Here is a 15,486-nt window from a genome sequence, read left to right on the forward strand (position 1 = left end):
CTGAGCAAAATTGAGTGGGCAGAACACTAAAACCAGTTTGGAGTTAACAGTTGGCAGTTTTGAGTACACGAACTGGTAATTGATAGCTGAAATTGAAAACTAATTAAAAATTTGCTCCTTAGGGAGATTAAAAAATAAAAACATGGCATATTCAGAAAAAGTAATTGATCATTACAACAACCCGCGTAATGTAGGTACTTTAAATAAAGAGAGTAAATTTGTAGGCACTGGGTTAGTTGGTGCACCAGAGTGTGGCGACGTAATGCGTTTACAAATAGAAGTTGGAGAAGACAACGTTATTACCGATGCTAAATTTAAAACATTTGGTTGCGGTTCGGCTATTGCTTCTTCATCTTTAGCAACAGAATGGTTAAAAGGAAAAACAATTGACGAGGCATTAGCTATCGATAACATGGATATTGTGGAAGAACTGGCTTTACCTCCGGTAAAAATTCACTGTTCTGTTTTGGCAGAAGATGCAATTAAATCGGCTATTAACGATTACCGCGTTAAAAATGGTTTAGAAGCAATTGTTTTAGAGAAATCGCACCACTAAAATAGATGTGAGAGGTTAGATATGAGATGTGAGGGTTAAGTACCTGATCTCAAATCTGAAATCTCAAATCTCAAATCTTATTAGAATGATTACAATAACCGATAAAGCAAAAGACAAAATTGATCACCTGATGCAGGATTCTGCAATGGGTTCTGATTACTTTTTACGCGTTTCTGTAAAAGGTGGTGGTTGTTCTGGTTTATCATACAATTTAGATTTCGATAACGAGGAACAAAAAGGTGATCAGTTTTTTGAAGATAAAGGAATTAAGATCGCATTAGATATGAAATCGTTCCTTTACCTGGCCGGAACTGAGCTTGATTTTACTGATGGTTTAAACGGAAAAGGTTTCAACTTTGTAAATCCAAATGCGAGCCGTACTTGCGGCTGTGGCGAGAGTTTCTCTGTTTAAACAAATTAAAATATTTAACAAAAAGGTTTCATGCTTATGAAACCTTTTTTGCGTTTATCAGATTTTATTTTTTAGGCAATTACGATTCGTTTCCCACAGATTTCACTGATTTAAATCCGTAGGTTCTTATTTCAGTCTTTCATAAATATTCAAGTAAAAAATCTTTTTTAATCTGCGTTGCTTTTATACTTAATCTGTGGAGAAATAATATGCAAATAATCTAATTCGCAAGCAAAACCTGCCTGGCAACATATCAATTTGTATTTTTAAACCAAAAAGCGTTATAATTGTTAAAATAACGAACACACCAAATTACGAGCATGCCACTAATTAACGAATTTTCAACCGTTCCTACCCTATTAAGGAATGTTGTAAAAAATATACATAAACCAGAAGAAACTTTCTTAATCCACAAACAAAGTAACGAGTGGCTGGAAGTTTCTTACGAAGATACCCTTAAAAGAGCCGATGCTGTTTCAGCATTCTTTTTAGAGAAGGGAATCAAGAAAGGAGACCGCCTGGGCTTAATGATCGAAAACTCTCCTGAATATGTGTATTACGATCAGGGCATACAGCAAATTGGTGTAATTAATGTTTCTATTTACCCTACCCTTTCTGAACAGGAAGTAGCCTATATCATTAACGATTCTGGCATTAAGGCCATTTTGGTAGGTAACAATTTCCTGTATCGTAAAATATTAAAAGTAGCAGCCAATTGTAAGGAATTAAAATACATTATTCCCGCTTTTAAAGATTTCGAAAAAGTGACCATTCCGGCAGATGTAAATGTTGAAGTAATTGCTTTCTCCGATATTTTAGCCCTTAAACACCAGATTACGGCAGCTGAGCGAGCTGAAATAGATCAATGCAGAAATTTGGTTATACCTCAGGATGTATCCTCGTTAATTTATACTTCGGGAACTACAGGCACGCCAAAAGGTGTAATGCTTACCCATTATAATTTTGTTAAAAACGTAGAAGTTTGTTTGCAACAGATCCCGGTAATCGATCAAACAGAAACTTTCCTTTCATTTTTACCATTATCACACGTATTTGAACGTACAGCTACCTATCATGTATGTTGCGCGCAAGGCTGTAAAATCGCTTTTGCACAAAGCCTTGAATTATTGGCCAAAAATATGGGCGAGGTTCGTCCGACGGTGATGAGCTGTGTACCGCGCTTACTGGAACGCATTCACGATAAAGCCATTAAATCGGGTACAGCAGGCGGTGGTACAAAAGCTAAAATATTTACCTGGGCGCTGGAAACCGGCAATAAGTACCGGGTAGCCAAAGAAGCAGGCAAAAACCCAGGAATGATCTTATCGGCCAAAAAAGGAATTGCCGAAAAACTGGTATTTAGTAAGATTAAAGAAAAAACCGGTGGTCGCTTAAAATTTATGATTTCGGGCGGGGCAGCTTTACCTAAAAATGTGGGTGAGTTTTTTGGCGACCTGGGCATTAAAATACTAGAGGGTTTCGGCTTAACCGAAACCTCACCGGTAATGTCGGTTACTGAATACCACAGGCAGGTTTATGGCACTGTTGGGCGCATAATCCCAGGCATTGAAGTGGCCATACAGGATGTCGAGAGCAAAGAAATGATCAGCATTCAAACCCACAATACTTTTAATGAGGAATTTGAATGCCCCGAAGGAGAAGTAATTGTGCGTGGCCATTGTGTAATGAAAGGTTATTTTAACAAACCTGCAGAAACCGCCGAAGCGATAGATAAAGACATGTGGTTCCACACTGGCGATATTGGCCGTTTTTATAAAGGTAACCTGCAAATTACAGATCGTTTGAAAAACATGATCGTAAATGCATATGGAAAAAATGTTTACCCTACCCCGGTAGAAAATATTTACCTGAAAAGCCCAAAAATTGACCAATTGTTTTTAATTGGCGATAAACGCGAATTTATTACGGCCATTATTATCCCGAACAGGGAAACTTTAGAAGAAACCTTTAAGCTACAGCCGTCATTTTTCGAAGATGCCGATCCTTTTATCGGCAATCAGGAAATTATAGACTGGATGGAGCAGGATATCAAGAAAATATCGAATGAACTGGCCAAATTTGAGCGTATTAAAAACTTTAAGATAAAACGTAATCCTTTCAATATAGACGAAGGAGAAATTACGCCTACCATGAAAGTTAAGCGCCGCATTGTAGAAAAGAAATATGCAGAGGCCATTAATCAAATGTACGAAGAAGGCATAGAAGCGGAATCTTAGCTAAAACCAGATTATTTTCCACATCATTATCAATTAAAAAAATCAATTTCTATTGCTTTAAGATCGCTTCGTTTCACGCAATGACGAAGTAAATCATTACTTTTGCAAAAAATACCCGAAATGAGTATAGGATTATCAGAACAAGAGCAATTACGACGTGAGTCGTTAAAACAATTACGCCAGTTAGGCATAGAACCTTATCCAGCAGAAGCTTACGAAATTAACGTAACAGCAGCCGATATTTTAGCTAACTACGAAAAGGATAAAACCGCCTATAAGACCGTTAGCCTTGCAGGCCGTATCATGAGCCGCAACATTATGGGTGCTGCTTCTTTCGCCGAATTACAGGATTCGACTGGCCGTATACAGGTATATTTAAAGAGAGATGAGCTTTGCCCTGGCGACGATAAGACTACATACAACACGGTATTTAAAAAATTGCTGGATATTGGCGATTTTATCGGCGTTAAAGGTTATGTGTTTACCACACAAACCGGCGAAATATCTATTCACGTAACCGAATTTAAAGTTTTAGCTAAATCTTTACGCCCCCTCCCTATCGTAAAACGTGATGACGAAGGAAATGTGTACGACGGTTTCACCAATCCGGAGTTGCGTTACCGTATGCGTTATGTAGATCTAACGGTAAATCCTGATTACAAACAGATTTTCATTAAACGCAGCAAGGTAATCAATACCATGCGTAATTATTTCGATAACCAAGGCTGGATGGAAGTAGAAACCCCTATCCTGCAACCTATCCATGGTGGTGCAGCGGCGCGTCCGTTTGCAACACACCACAATACTTTAGACATGCCGCTTTATTTGCGTATTGCAAATGAGCTTTATCTAAAAAGATTAATCGTTGCCGGTTTTGATGGTGTTTATGAGTTTGGTAAAATGTTTCGTAACGAAGGAATGGACCGTACGCATAACCCTGAATTTACCTCAATGGAAATCTATGTAGCCTACAAAGATTATATCTGGATGATGGCTATGGTGGAAGAATGTTTAGAAAAAGTAGCAATAGCAACAACAGGTTCGGCTGTGGTTAAAGTTGGTGCCAATGAAATTAATTTCGAAGGACCATACGAAAAATTAACCATGTACGAATCGATCCAAAAATATACTGGTATTGATGTATCGGCAATGACCGAAGATCAGATTGCACAGACTTGTAAAGATCTGGGCATCGAAATCGATTCGACCATGGGCCGCGGTAAATTAATCGACGAAATTTTCGGCGCTAAGGTAGAGGCGAACCTGATTCAGCCTACTTACATTACCGATTATCCAATCGAAATGACCCCGCTGGCTAAAAAACACCGTACAGCAGATGGATTGGTTGAGCGTTTTGAGTTATTTGTAAACGGTAAGGAAATTGCCAATGCTTATTCTGAATTAAACGATCCGATTGACCAGAAAGAGCGTTTAGAAGATCAGTTGAAGCTGGCAGCACGTGGCGACGATGAAGCTATGGCAATGGACGATGACTTTGTTCGTGCTTTAGAGTATGGTATGCCGCCTACCTCAGGTTTAGGTATTGGTATCGATCGATTGGTGATGTTAATGACCAACCAAAGCACCATTCAGGAAGTTCTTTTCTTCCCGCAAATGCGCCCGGAGAAAAAGAAAATAGAATTAACTGCAGAAGAAACAGAGTTATATGCATTGGTAAAAGAAGATGAACGACATCTTTTAACTGATGTGAAGGCAAAATTAACCGACTGGAGCAATAAAAAATGGGATACCACTTTGAAAGCTTTAACAGGTAAAGGCATATTAAAAGTAGCCAAAACCGACGAAGGTTTATTCTTATCGCATAAATAGTTAATTTGTTAATCTGCCGGTAAAATACGGGCTTAGATTTTAACAAAAAAATAACATAAACTTAAAAGGCTTGCTAACAATTGTTTAGCAAGCCTTTTCTATATTTACAGCAATCGAAAATAAAAAAGATTGTTATGAATACTTCAAGTTTAGAAATCAACGAAAGAGAATACTGCATCAAATTAAGTAAAGAAGCATTTGATTTAACGCTGGTACGCCAATTAATTAAAAGAATCCAGGCCGAAGCCTTATTCTTCTCACGTGTTCAGGCCGAAGAAGATGATATCTTAAGCAAAAGAGCACAAAGAGAAGATTTTGAAGGCTTTGATTATTTGGGTGATAAATAATACCCCATACGTTACCCTGAATTTATTTCAGGGTCTAATCGAGCCAGCTGCTGAAATAATCAGATAGCTATCGGATCAGCATGACTAAAAGCTTAATCAATCTCCAGATTCCCTTCTACCGAATCATCCATCGTTTTCCCTGTTATTACAGATGCTGCCATTTTTAAGAAGGCAACAGCTGTACCATGTTTGGTATCCCAATAGTATCCTTCGGATGGAATTACTTTAATTAAGGTAATATTTAGGTCGTCTTTCCCTCCCTGAAACCAGGTTTTAATAAAAGGGCTCCACAATTCATCAATTTTGGCCTGATCGCGGGTGATTTCTGCAATACCATATATATTTACAAAGCCCGAATGCGCACTGGCCTGGAAAAGCAGATGTGTAAAAGGATCGGTTGTTATTTCATCATTTTTATGACTGTCTTTCATACTCATAAACCAGATATTTCCTTCATCATCTACCTGTTGAATGGCCATTGGCCTAACCGATAGTGGTACCCCCGTTTTGATGTTGGTACAAAAGAAACAACTCTCGGCCTTTTCTGCTAACTCACGTAATTTCGTAATTGCACCTTTGCCGCTTAAATCTTTAATATTTTCTTCTTCCTGAGTGTTATTAGTACTTCCTTCCTGTGATGTTGCCATAATGTAGTTTTTATATACACTACAAGAAATAAACGGATTTGGTTTTAACAAATCGAAAGTATATCACAGCTAATTTGCGCCATAAAACTGAAAGTATTAACTTTAATTCTGTTAAATAGCGATGAGTGAAACTAAGCCAAAGCCATTTGTGGCAAAAATCGATATTATCGGAATAAACCCTTTTGTATTTATACCCGAAGCATATTTGACCTATCTTTTTGTACAAGCCAAAAAAGAAAAAGGGAAAATTCCGGTAAGGATGAAAATAGACGGGCACGAGTTTGCACAAACCCTGATCAAGTATGCAGGTGAATGGCGTTTATACCTCAATACTCCCATGCGAAAAGCGGCTGGAAAAGAAGTCGGTGATGAGGCGCTGTTTGAAATAGAATTCGATGCTGAAGAAAGAACAATTACAGCACACCCAAAACTGCTCCTTGCTTTTACTGAAAATACAACAGCAAAAGCTATTTTTGATCAGCAACCTCCTTATCTACAATTGGAAATTGTAAGGTATATCAACCATTTAAAAACTGAAGAATCGGTTGACCGGAATGTACAAAAGGCAATTCAGTTTCTCCTGGGTAAAGAAAGGTTTATTGGAAGAGACGGAATCTAAAGTACAAAAGCCAACTATTAGCTGGCTTTTGTACTTTATTTGGTTTTACAACAATCCGCGTTTTTTAAGCATTGGCTTAATATCTGGATTATGTCCCCTGAAATTAAAAAACATCTTGCCAAGATCTTCGGTATTTCCTTTTGATAGAATCATATCCCGAAACCGTTGCCCATTTGCCCTGGTTCCCCCCCCGTTCTCCTGAAACCACGAAAAGGCATCATTTTCAAGCATAGAAGTCCAGCTGTAGGCATAATAACCTGCGGCGTAGCCATTACTCCAGATATGCAGGAAATAACTGGAGCGGTAACGCGGTGGCACATAAGATAAATTTAAATTGGTTTTCTTTAAAGCCTCAGCTTCAAATTTGTCGACATCCTGCAATGGCGAACCCGAAGGGATGGTATGCCACTGCATATCCAGATCGGCCGCTGCCAATGCTTCAGTAAAAATATAGCCTTGGTTAAACGAGCTGGCCTTTTTAATCTTATCCAACAAAGCTTGTGGCATTTGCACCCCTGTTTGATAGTGAAGGGCATAATTCTTTAATATTTTTGGATCGGAAGCCCAGTGCTCATTAAACTGCGAAGGAAATTCAACATAATCGCGGGCTACGTTCGCGCCCGAAAGGCTTGGATATTGCTGGTTGGCAAACAAGCCATGTAAACCATGCCCAAATTCATGAAACATGGTGGTAACATCGTCAAAACTGATTAATGCTGGTTTTCCAGGTTCGGGTTTGGTAAAATTGCATACATTATAAATTACCGGTATCGTACCAAAAAGTTTAGATTGCGCAACAAGGTTATCCATCCAGGCACCACCATCTTTATTATCGCGCTTATAGTAATCGCAATAAAACAGCCCCAGTTGTTTGCCGTCTTTGTCTATCACATCAAAAACACGCACATCTTCCTGGTAAACAGGTAAATCTTTACGTTCTTTAAAAGTAATGCCATACAGTTGTGTTGCAGCATAAAACACGCCATTAATGAGTACCTTATTTAACTCGAAATAGGGTTTAACCTCATTTTCATCTAAATCGTATTTTGCTTTTCGAACTTGTTCGGCATAAAAGTCCCAATCCCAGGGCTCGAGTTTAAAGCCACCTTTTTGCTGATCGATTACTGCTCGTATATCTGCCGCTTCACTTTTTGCCTTTGCAGTAGCAGCCGGAATAACTTTGCTAAAAAAATCTTCTACTGCTTCAGGTGTTTTAGCCATCTGATTTTGCAATTTCCAGGCGGCATAATTTTTAAAGCCCAGCAAGGCCGCCTGGCTGGAACGGATCTGCGCAATTCTCGAAATTATTTTACGGGTATCGTTTGCATCGCCATTTTCTGCCCTGTTCCAGGATTTTTTAAAAAGTTCTTCTCTTTTGGAGCGATCGGCCATTGATTGCAATTCGGGCTGTTGGGTAGTGTTTTTTAAACCCTTACCGGCTGCCTGTAACTGTGCGGTAAACTTGGCGCTCAGGGTAGCTTCTTCTTTATTTAGTTCTTTGAGTTTATCCTTATCGGCATCAGATAGCTTTGCTCCTGCCAGTTCAAATTTTTGGTAATAGTATTCCAGTAAGCGCAACGACTCGGCATCCAATTTCAGCTGATCCTTCTGTTTGTAAAGGGCTTCTACCCGCTTAAAAAGTTTAGTATTTAAATAAATGGCATCGGTATTTGCAGTTAATTTAGGAGCTTCCTCTTCTTTAACCTTTTGCAATTCAGGATTGGTATTTGCACCTGTAAGCAGGTTAAAAACCATACTGGTACGATTCAGAAGTTGTCCGCTTTTTTCGATGGCTAAAATGGTATTTTCAAAACCGGGTGCTTCGGTCTGATCAGCAATTTTCTGGATTTCGTCCATTTGCTGCTTCATTCCTTCTTCCAGTGCCGGTTTAAAATCGCCGTTTTTTATTTTGTCGAAAGCAGGCGCCTGAAAGGCCAGTTCGCTTGCTTTAAAAAAAGGATTGGCCGATGAAAAGCTTTCACTGTTTTCTTCAGCATCTTTTTTGTTATTGCAAGCACCTAGAATGGCCAAGAAAGCCAGCATGGGTAAATAAGATACTTTTTTCATGAATATTTAAAAGTTAGGTTATCCATAAAAATAGTAATTTATACGCTGCAATTTTTAATAAACAAAACTGAGCTGAAACAAAAAAGCCATTTCGGTTAAGAAATGGCTTTAAAGTTTTATCTGTAACGAACTTGCTGTTGCTTATCCATCATGCCCATCTGATCTTTCATCTGTTTAATCTGATCGGCCAGCAATTTATTTTTATCTGCCTTTTTAGCTTCGGCCAGGTACATAGTTGCTTCGCGCTTGTTGCGTTTTGCCATTGCAATACCCGCTAAGCTTAATTTAGCCAGAGCAATATTATGGTCCATCTGCATCCCTAAACTCAACGCAGCCTTAAAATATTTTTCCGATTTCATTGGTGCAGTTCTGCTTTCAATTAAACCGACTAATAAGTTATAATAACCATGTTGCACTTTTATCAATTGGCTTTCGTAATTGGTTATGCGATCTAAAAACTGTTTCGCTTTAGGCATATTATCTTTTCTTAAAAACCATTGTGCCAAAAGCATGTTTTCATTAAAGAAATAAGTTACTAATACAATTATCCCCAACAAGATGGCAACAATGCCCCAAGGCCAGAAGCCGAAAACAAATAAAGCTATTGCACCACCCAATAAAGCAAACCCCGCAATTAATCTGATAATATTTGGCATAAATTCTATTCTAATTATTTTTTTTGCAAATATCGTGTTTAAATGGCAGAATTTAGATTTTAAAACAATAATTTCATTAAAAATTTCAATCACCTAAAAAACCAGCTCGCAGCTATGAAAATCCTCCTTTCTATAACACTAATTATACTTGCCATGAATGTTTCTGCTCAAGAAGTCAATAAAAAAATCCACGATTCTGTTCATAATAAAGATATCCTGATCAATGCCTGTACGCGCGAAGGTATTACTACTTTCCCGGAGTTTAAAGAAATGTACGATCCGTTGTATAAAGCCTATATACCTGATGCTGCAACAATGATTGAACTGAAAAAACTCATCAAAAACGACAAGATTAAAATTGTTTTCGGCACCTGGTGCGGCGATAGCAAAGTGAATGTACCGAACTTCTTTAAAGTGCTGGATGATTTACATTTTAAACAAAAAAACGTAGAAATTATAGCTGTTGATGGCAACAAAAAGGCCGAAAATGGCATCCTCGATGGTTTAGAGATTTTAAGAGTACCTACCTTTATTGTTTATGATAAAAAAGGAAAAGAACTCGGAAGAATTATTGAGGGCCCCAAAACAACACTGGAAGGCGATTTACTGGCCATTTATCAGAAAAAGCCATAGTTGATGACTTATTAGACAATAGTTAATGGCTTGATAACGTTTGCCGGGCCATTGTCTATTAACCGTCAAGCAATTAGCATACTTACCAATCACATTTACCTATTACCTACAAAAACATGTCAGCAGCATTAGAACCAGGGTGGTTAGCCGTTTTAGAAGAAGAATTTGAGAAAGACTACATGATTAGGCTAAAGTCTTTTTTACAGGAAGAGAAACAGAAAGGTGCAACGGTTTATCCTAAGGGCACTGATATATTTAATGCGCTAAACACAACTCCATTTGATGAGGTGAAAGTGGTGATTTTAGGTCAGGATCCTTACCATGGTACTGGCCAGGCCCACGGACTTTCTTTTTCTGTACAACGTGGCGTTGCAGTACCACCCTCGCTAAAAAATATTTACAAGGAATTAGAAACGGATATAGAAGGTTTTAAATCGCCAGCTCACGGGCATTTAGCCCATTGGGCAGAACAAGGGGTGCTGCTGTTAAATGCAACATTAACAGTACGTGCATCTGAGGCAGGTTCGCATCAAAACCGCGGCTGGGAGATCTTTACCGACGAAATTATTAAAGCTTTATCCGAGAAACGCGAGCATTTGGTTTTTCTTTTGTGGGGCAGATACGCTCAGCAAAAGGCAGCTTTAATTGATCAAAAGAAACACTACGTGCTTACTGCGGCACACCCCTCGCCTTTCTCGGCTTACAATGGCTTTTTCGGGTCAAAACACTTTTCGAAGGCCAACCAGCTATTGATACAAAATAACCTGAAACCGATTGGTTGGAATTTGCCGGTATAATGAATACCTATTTTATCAGTGGTTTAGGAGCGGATAAGCGGATTTTTTCAAAGCTAAAGCTCAACGAGAAAATCAACATCATTCATATTGATTGGATAGATCCCAAGCAAAACGAAACACTTGCGGCTTATGCAGCGCGGTTGGGTGGGATTATAGATACCAGTCAGCCCTTTGCTTTAGTAGGTGTTTCGTTTGGCGGAATGATTGCAGTTGAAGTAGCAAAAATCTTAGCACCTATAGTAACAGTAATCATTTCCAGCACCATGATCAGTAGCCAGTTGCCGGGGCTTTACCGTTTCGCCGGCAAACTTGGATTACTAAAATTTATTCCTGCCAAACTTTTAAAGTCTTCGAATAAACTTACCCAAAATTACTATTTCGGCACCCGATCAGGCAGCGAGAAAGTATTATTAAGCAAAATCATAAAAGATACTGATCCGTATTTTTTAAAATGGGCAATTGGAAGTATACTGAGCTGGAAAAATGAAACAAGGCCTGAACGGATGTATCATATACACGGCACCCATGATAAAATTTTGTACAGTAAAACAGCACAACCCGATTTTGTAATCGAAAACGGAACCCACTTTATGGTTTACCAGAATGCAGTTGAGATTTCAGGAATTATAAACCAAATAATATTAAACACTAGTAAACATCATGCCGACCAGAAAGATATCTGATTCATTTCAGCCTCTCCACTGAAAAAAGCCCCTGAAATAAATTCAGGGTGACGACCGTGGTGTTATCACCATCCGTGAAATTGTTGCACCTGAGTAACTATCGGAATACAACGATTCGATTGTTATTAAAAGTGGTCGAGTTTAATACTCCAAAGGCACAATTGGCTCTTTCTTGGTAGTAGACATGATCATCATTGTTTGGAAGGTTTTAACCACCGAAATTTTACTGATCTTATCCATAATTAACCTTTCGTAAGCCTTAATATCTTTCACATAAACCTTCAATAAAAAATCAGCCTGTCCGGTAACGTGGTGGCATTCGGTGATTTCTTTAATCTGGTTTACTTCATCCAAAAAAATCTGAATGGTATTATTTTTATGAAAATCGAGCTGAATCTGAATAAAGGTCTTTATACCTAAACCCAGTTTTTCCTCATCTACCAAAGCATGGTAACTTTTAATATATCCAGCCATTTCCAGCTTGCGTACACGCTCTAAAGTTGGTGCAGGCGATAAACCAATTTCCTGTGATAATAGCAAATTGGTAATTCTTCCATTCTCTTGAAGAATTCTTAAAATTTTAAAGTCTATTTTATCTAATTCAGATGCCATAAAGTGTTAAAGGTATTTGAGAACACAAACATAACCAAATTATATTCTAAATTTTAACATAATTTATCATATATATTTTAAATAAAAATTTTTAGATTTACCTAAAAATTTAATTAGATACACATAAATGCAAAGTTATACCGAGGAGAACTATTTAAAGATCATTTACCACCTTGCTGAAAAGACTACTAACGTGCAAACGAACGCCATTGCAGAGCAAATGCAAACTAAACCAGCTTCGGTTACCGACATGATAAAAAAGCTGGCAGATAAAGGTTTGGTAGATTATATTAAATACCAGGGGGTTACTTTAACCGAAACAGGTAAGAATGCTGCAATAGATATTGTACGAAAACACCGTTTATGGGAAGTTTTCCTGGTTGACAAATTAAACTTTAAATGGGATGAGGTGCATGATGTAGCTGAAGAGCTGGAGCATATCAGGTCGATAGAATTGATTGAAAGACTGGATGAATTTCTGGGTTTCCCGAAAGCTGATCCACATGGCGACCCCATACCTGATAAAAACGGCCGTTTTGCCAAAACACAGTTTATCAAATTAATAGAATTAAAAGTTGGCGATTCGGGTACCATAACCGGTGTTAGCCAGCATAGCTCAGCTTTTTTAAAACATTTAGAGAAACTAGGCCTAACTCTGGGTAAACAGATAAAAATCAATGATGTTACCGATTTCGATGGTTCAGTAGAAATCCAGTTAGCAGATAAACAAGTTAATATTAGTAGGGAAGTTGCAAAACACATTTTAATTAGCAGTAATGGCAAAAACTGAATCGTTAAGTGAAGTACATCAAAGCGTAAATACAGATAAAAGAAAAGGCTGGCGAAGGATTTTATCATTTATTGGTCCGGCATACCTGATTAGCGTAGGCTATATGGACCCCGGAAACTGGGCAACCGATTTAGCCGGCGGTAGTAAGTTTGGTTACCAGCTGGTTTGGGTCTTACTCATGTCGAACCTTATTGCACTGCTTTTACAATCATTAAGTGCGCGTTTAGGTATTGTGCGTGGGCTCGATTTAGCGCAAGCTTCAAAACAAGCATATGCACGCTGGGCAAATATCCCATTATTCGCGTTGGCACAAACAGCCATTATTGCCTGCGATCTGGCCGAAATTATTGGTATGGCCATCGGTTTACAGCTCCTTTTTGGTTTGCCGCTAATCTGGGGCATTTCGATAACCATATTCGATACCATGTTATTGCTTTTCCTGCTCAATAAGGGAATGCGTGCCATGGAAGGTTTTATTGTATCGATGGTGTTTATTGTGGGTATTTCGTTTTTAGTTGAAATGTTTATTGTAGAACCATCGTTAAGGGAGGTTGTTAAAGGTTTCGAACCCTCTATATTAACGGGCGATGCTTTGTATATTGCCATTGGGATTATTGGCGCTACGGTAATGCCCCATAACCTTTACCTGCATTCCTCGCTGGTGCAAACACGCAAAATAGAGCGCAGCAACAAAGGGATTAAAGAAGCCTTAAAATTTAACCTGATTGATACCACTGTGGCATTGAATCTCGCCTTCTTTGTAAATGCAGCCATCCTTATTTTAGCAGGAGCAGCCTTTTATAAGAACGGATTACACGAAGTTGCCGAAATACAGGATGCCCATAAACTGCTTTCGAATATTTTTGGCAATGTAGCCCCAACCCTCTTTGCCATTGCTTTAATAGCAGCCGGACAGAGCTCTACCGTTACCGGAACATTAGCCGGGCAAATAATTATGGAAGGCCATATTAATTTACGTATCCAGCCTTGGTTGCGAAGGTTAATTACCCGTTTACTGGCCATTATCCCAGCTTTCTTTACTATCTTACATTATGGCGAAGATGCTTTGGGTGGCCTACTGGTACTGAGCCAGGTGGTTTTGAGTTTACAGCTTGGTTTTGCCATCATCCCGCTAATTCACTTCACCTCTGATAAAAAACTGATGAAAGATTTTGCCATTAAACCCTGGGTAAAGGTATTGGCCTGGGCCAGTGCACTGGTAATTATCGCACTTAATGTAAAACTAGTAATTGAAGAAATTGGTGGCTGGGCAAAAGACGCTAACAACTGGTGGATTTATGTGATCGTAATTCCCGCTCTAATCCTCGTTGTGCTACTTTTGTTATACGTTTTCTTCCATCCGATGATAGAAAGTAAAAGAAATGCAAGCAAACAACTTGTACCACATGGCAATGCGCTTGATATCGGTAAAATTGAAAAAATCAGCTACAAAAGGATTGGTATTGCGGTAGATTTTTCGAAAAATGATAGAAATACAATCAGACATGCCTTAATTCAAGGAGGGAAAGGTGCGCACTATTACTTAATACATGTAGTAGAAACTGCTGCTGCCCGTTATCTCGGCAAGGAAGTAATGGACCATGAAACGCAAAGCGATGCAGCAAACCTCGATAAATACATCGCTAATCTTGGCGATTTAGGCTACGATGCCACTCCATTTATTGGTTTTGGAAGCACTGCAAAAGCCATTGCCGATATCAGCAACGAAAACGAAATGGAGCTACTGGTAATGGGTGCCCACGGGCATAAAGGTCTTAAAGACCTTATTTTTGGCACTACAGTAGATTCGGTAAGACATAAGGTAAAAATACCGGTATTGATTATCAGGTAGGCGGGTTATTTACCCACTACCTTCATCATTTTTTTTATTCCGCCATCGCCCGATTCGTATAACAATAATTTACCTGCCGGTGAATATAAATACATTGCAGGATACTGTTTAGGCAAAAAGGTTGGGATAAACATGCGTTTTTTATCCTGCAGCACCAATACGTTTGGCTTGGTATTTAAGCCTTTAGCATACGAATTGAAAAACTGAGGGATAATATAACCTTCATCCATGGTAATCATGTAAATGTTTACATCTTTAAACTGGGTATAATTGGTATTCAGCAGCTTGCTTTCTCTCTGGCAGTGATCGCAGGTACAATCGAACAAAATGAAAAGGTTTTTCTTTCCCTGTTTAATATCTCCGTTTGAAAAAGCCTTTCCATCCAATTTATAAAAGGTAAACTGAGGCAGTAAGGTAGGCTGTTGTGCTTTTAACTGAACGGTGGTAGCAAGCAATAAGATTAAAAGTAGGTTTCTGAATTTCATTTTTGATAGTTAAAGTCCAAACTTAAATGAATAAATGCGAACATAATAATATATCATTAGCTTTTACAAACTGATGAAGATTTTTAACGGCCTGTATAGATTATCCGGTTTTAAAAAGCAGAAAACATATTTGAAAATAAAAGCAAGTTTTCCATGGCAATTGAAGCCCCGCCATAGGGAACAGGGGCCTGGGAAATGCAACTGAACGGTTTAAGTTCCATGCACCAGCCGAGGTTAAATAAACCCGCTTTCCCTCCTGCCAA

General features: G+C 38.6%; 16 protein-coding genes. 11 read left to right on the forward strand and 5 right to left on the reverse strand.

The annotated features are described in order from the left end of the window. Positions 1–142: 142 nt before the first annotated feature. From iscU to DBR40_RS04180, 5 genes are all read left to right on the forward strand, one after another. On the forward strand, positions 143–556 hold the full coding sequence (gene iscU, locus DBR40_RS04160; protein WP_124558552.1) for a Fe-S cluster assembly scaffold IscU: 414 nt from the start codon (positions 143–145) through the stop codon (positions 554–556). Between the two features lie 85 nt (positions 557–641). After that, entirely contained in the window at positions 642–968 is a 327-nt protein-coding gene (locus DBR40_RS04165; protein WP_039476203.1) for a HesB/IscA family protein, read from the forward strand. 320 nt (positions 969–1,288) lie between these two features. Continuing rightward, on the forward strand, positions 1,289–3,205 hold the full coding sequence (locus DBR40_RS04170) for an AMP-dependent synthetase/ligase (RefSeq protein WP_124558553.1): 1,917 nt from the start codon (positions 1,289–1,291) through the stop codon (positions 3,203–3,205). Positions 3,206–3,325: 120 nt separating this feature from the next. Next, positions 3,326–5,035, forward strand: a complete 1,710-nt coding sequence (gene lysS / locus DBR40_RS04175; protein WP_124558554.1) for a lysine--tRNA ligase — start codon at positions 3,326–3,328, stop codon at positions 5,033–5,035. 134 nt (positions 5,036–5,169) lie between these two features. Further along, positions 5,170–5,382 (forward strand): hypothetical protein, encoded by a 213-nt coding sequence (locus DBR40_RS04180; protein WP_124558555.1) that lies wholly within the window; start codon positions 5,170–5,172, stop codon positions 5,380–5,382. 92 nt (positions 5,383–5,474) lie between these two features. Here the strand turns inward: DBR40_RS04180 and DBR40_RS04185 are convergent, their stop codons facing one another. Then, entirely contained in the window at positions 5,475–6,029 is a 555-nt protein-coding gene (locus DBR40_RS04185) for a pyridoxamine 5'-phosphate oxidase family protein (RefSeq protein WP_124558556.1), read from the reverse strand. A gap of 121 nt (positions 6,030–6,150) precedes the next feature. Here DBR40_RS04185 and DBR40_RS04190 point away from each other — a divergent pair, with 121 nt between their 5' ends. Continuing rightward, positions 6,151–6,648 (forward strand): YdeI/OmpD-associated family protein, encoded by a 498-nt coding sequence (locus tag DBR40_RS04190; protein ID WP_124558557.1) that lies wholly within the window; start codon positions 6,151–6,153, stop codon positions 6,646–6,648. A 45-nt stretch (positions 6,649–6,693) separates the two neighbouring features. On the opposite strand, the gene DBR40_RS04195 is transcribed toward DBR40_RS04190, so the two are convergent. Then, the gene (locus DBR40_RS04195; protein ID WP_124558558.1) at positions 6,694–8,715 is read right to left on the reverse strand and encodes a M3 family metallopeptidase; all 2,022 of its coding nucleotides are present in this window, start codon (positions 8,713–8,715) and stop codon (positions 6,694–6,696) included. A 116-nt stretch (positions 8,716–8,831) separates the two neighbouring features. After that, positions 8,832–9,371 (reverse strand): DUF2892 domain-containing protein, encoded by a 540-nt coding sequence (locus DBR40_RS04200; RefSeq protein WP_124558559.1) that lies wholly within the window; start codon positions 9,369–9,371, stop codon positions 8,832–8,834. Positions 9,372–9,485: 114 nt separating this feature from the next. Here DBR40_RS04200 and DBR40_RS04205 point away from each other — a divergent pair, with 114 nt between their 5' ends. The 3 genes from DBR40_RS04205 (at position 9,486) to DBR40_RS04215 (ending at position 11,484) form a co-directional block, all read left to right on the forward strand. Beyond that, complete coding sequence (locus DBR40_RS04205; protein ID WP_124558560.1) at positions 9,486–10,004, forward strand: thioredoxin family protein; 519 nt, start codon at positions 9,486–9,488, stop codon at positions 10,002–10,004. Positions 10,005–10,120: 116 nt separating this feature from the next. Next, the gene (ung, locus tag DBR40_RS04210) at positions 10,121–10,801 is read left to right on the forward strand and encodes a uracil-DNA glycosylase (RefSeq protein ID WP_124558561.1); all 681 of its coding nucleotides are present in this window, start codon (positions 10,121–10,123) and stop codon (positions 10,799–10,801) included. Continuing rightward, on the forward strand, positions 10,801–11,484 hold the full coding sequence (locus tag DBR40_RS04215; RefSeq protein WP_124558562.1) for an alpha/beta hydrolase: 684 nt from the start codon (positions 10,801–10,803) through the stop codon (positions 11,482–11,484). Before ung ends, DBR40_RS04215 begins: the two co-directional genes overlap by 1 nt. 141 nt (positions 11,485–11,625) lie before the next feature. Here the strand turns inward: DBR40_RS04215 and DBR40_RS04220 are convergent, their stop codons facing one another. Further along, positions 11,626–12,096 carry an Lrp/AsnC family transcriptional regulator gene (locus DBR40_RS04220; protein WP_025142637.1) on the reverse strand — a complete coding sequence of 157 codons (471 nt, stop codon included), beginning with the start codon at positions 12,094–12,096 and terminating at the stop codon, positions 11,626–11,628. A gap of 127 nt (positions 12,097–12,223) precedes the next feature. Here DBR40_RS04220 and DBR40_RS04225 point away from each other — a divergent pair, with 127 nt between their 5' ends. Continuing rightward, positions 12,224–12,886, forward strand: coding sequence for a metal-dependent transcriptional regulator (locus DBR40_RS04225; RefSeq protein ID WP_124558563.1), 663 nt, complete (start codon positions 12,224–12,226; stop codon positions 12,884–12,886). Then, positions 12,873–14,738 carry an Nramp family divalent metal transporter gene (locus DBR40_RS04230; RefSeq protein WP_124558564.1) on the forward strand — a complete coding sequence of 622 codons (1,866 nt, stop codon included), beginning with the start codon at positions 12,873–12,875 and terminating at the stop codon, positions 14,736–14,738. The genes DBR40_RS04225 and DBR40_RS04230 overlap by 14 nt, the downstream gene beginning before the upstream one ends. A 5-nt stretch (positions 14,739–14,743) precedes the next feature. Here the strand turns inward: DBR40_RS04230 and DBR40_RS04235 are convergent, their stop codons facing one another. Continuing rightward, on the reverse strand, positions 14,744–15,223 hold the full coding sequence (locus tag DBR40_RS04235) for a TlpA family protein disulfide reductase (protein ID WP_124558565.1): 480 nt from the start codon (positions 15,221–15,223) through the stop codon (positions 14,744–14,746). Between the last annotated feature and the right edge of the window lie 263 nt (positions 15,224–15,486).

It is taken from the genome of Pedobacter sp. KBW01, from assembly GCF_003852395.1.
GTDB lineage: Bacteria > Bacteroidota > Bacteroidia > Sphingobacteriales > Sphingobacteriaceae > Pedobacter.

Excerpts from the sequence above, each read along its gene's own strand:
- DBR40_RS04185 (WP_124558556.1), bottom strand. The coding sequence starts at position 6,029 with ATGGCAACATCACAGGAAGGAAGTACTAATAACACTCAGGAAGAAGAA.
- iscU (WP_124558552.1), top strand. The coding sequence starts at position 143 with ATGGCATATTCAGAAAAAGTAATTGATCATTACAACAACCCGCGTAAT.
- DBR40_RS04180 (WP_124558555.1), top strand. The coding sequence starts at position 5,170 with ATGAATACTTCAAGTTTAGAAATCAACGAAAGAGAATACTGCATCAAA.
- DBR40_RS04215 (WP_124558562.1), top strand. The coding sequence starts at position 10,801 with ATGAATACCTATTTTATCAGTGGTTTAGGAGCGGATAAGCGGATTTTT.
- DBR40_RS04165 (WP_039476203.1), top strand. The coding sequence starts at position 642 with ATGATTACAATAACCGATAAAGCAAAAGACAAAATTGATCACCTGATG.
- DBR40_RS04220 (WP_025142637.1), bottom strand. The coding sequence starts at position 12,096 with ATGGCATCTGAATTAGATAAAATAGACTTTAAAATTTTAAGAATTCTT.
- DBR40_RS04235 (WP_124558565.1), bottom strand. The coding sequence starts at position 15,223 with ATGAAATTCAGAAACCTACTTTTAATCTTATTGCTTGCTACCACCGTT.
- DBR40_RS04190 (WP_124558557.1), top strand. The coding sequence starts at position 6,151 with ATGAGTGAAACTAAGCCAAAGCCATTTGTGGCAAAAATCGATATTATC.
- DBR40_RS04170 (WP_124558553.1), top strand. The coding sequence starts at position 1,289 with ATGCCACTAATTAACGAATTTTCAACCGTTCCTACCCTATTAAGGAAT.
- DBR40_RS04225 (WP_124558563.1), top strand. The coding sequence starts at position 12,224 with ATGCAAAGTTATACCGAGGAGAACTATTTAAAGATCATTTACCACCTT.
- DBR40_RS04230 (WP_124558564.1), top strand. The coding sequence starts at position 12,873 with ATGGCAAAAACTGAATCGTTAAGTGAAGTACATCAAAGCGTAAATACA.
- DBR40_RS04205 (WP_124558560.1), top strand. The coding sequence starts at position 9,486 with ATGAAAATCCTCCTTTCTATAACACTAATTATACTTGCCATGAATGTT.
- DBR40_RS04195 (WP_124558558.1), bottom strand. The coding sequence starts at position 8,715 with ATGAAAAAAGTATCTTATTTACCCATGCTGGCTTTCTTGGCCATTCTA.
- ung (WP_124558561.1), top strand. The coding sequence starts at position 10,121 with ATGTCAGCAGCATTAGAACCAGGGTGGTTAGCCGTTTTAGAAGAAGAA.
- DBR40_RS04200 (WP_124558559.1), bottom strand. The coding sequence starts at position 9,371 with ATGCCAAATATTATCAGATTAATTGCGGGGTTTGCTTTATTGGGTGGT.
- lysS (WP_124558554.1), top strand. The coding sequence starts at position 3,326 with ATGAGTATAGGATTATCAGAACAAGAGCAATTACGACGTGAGTCGTTA.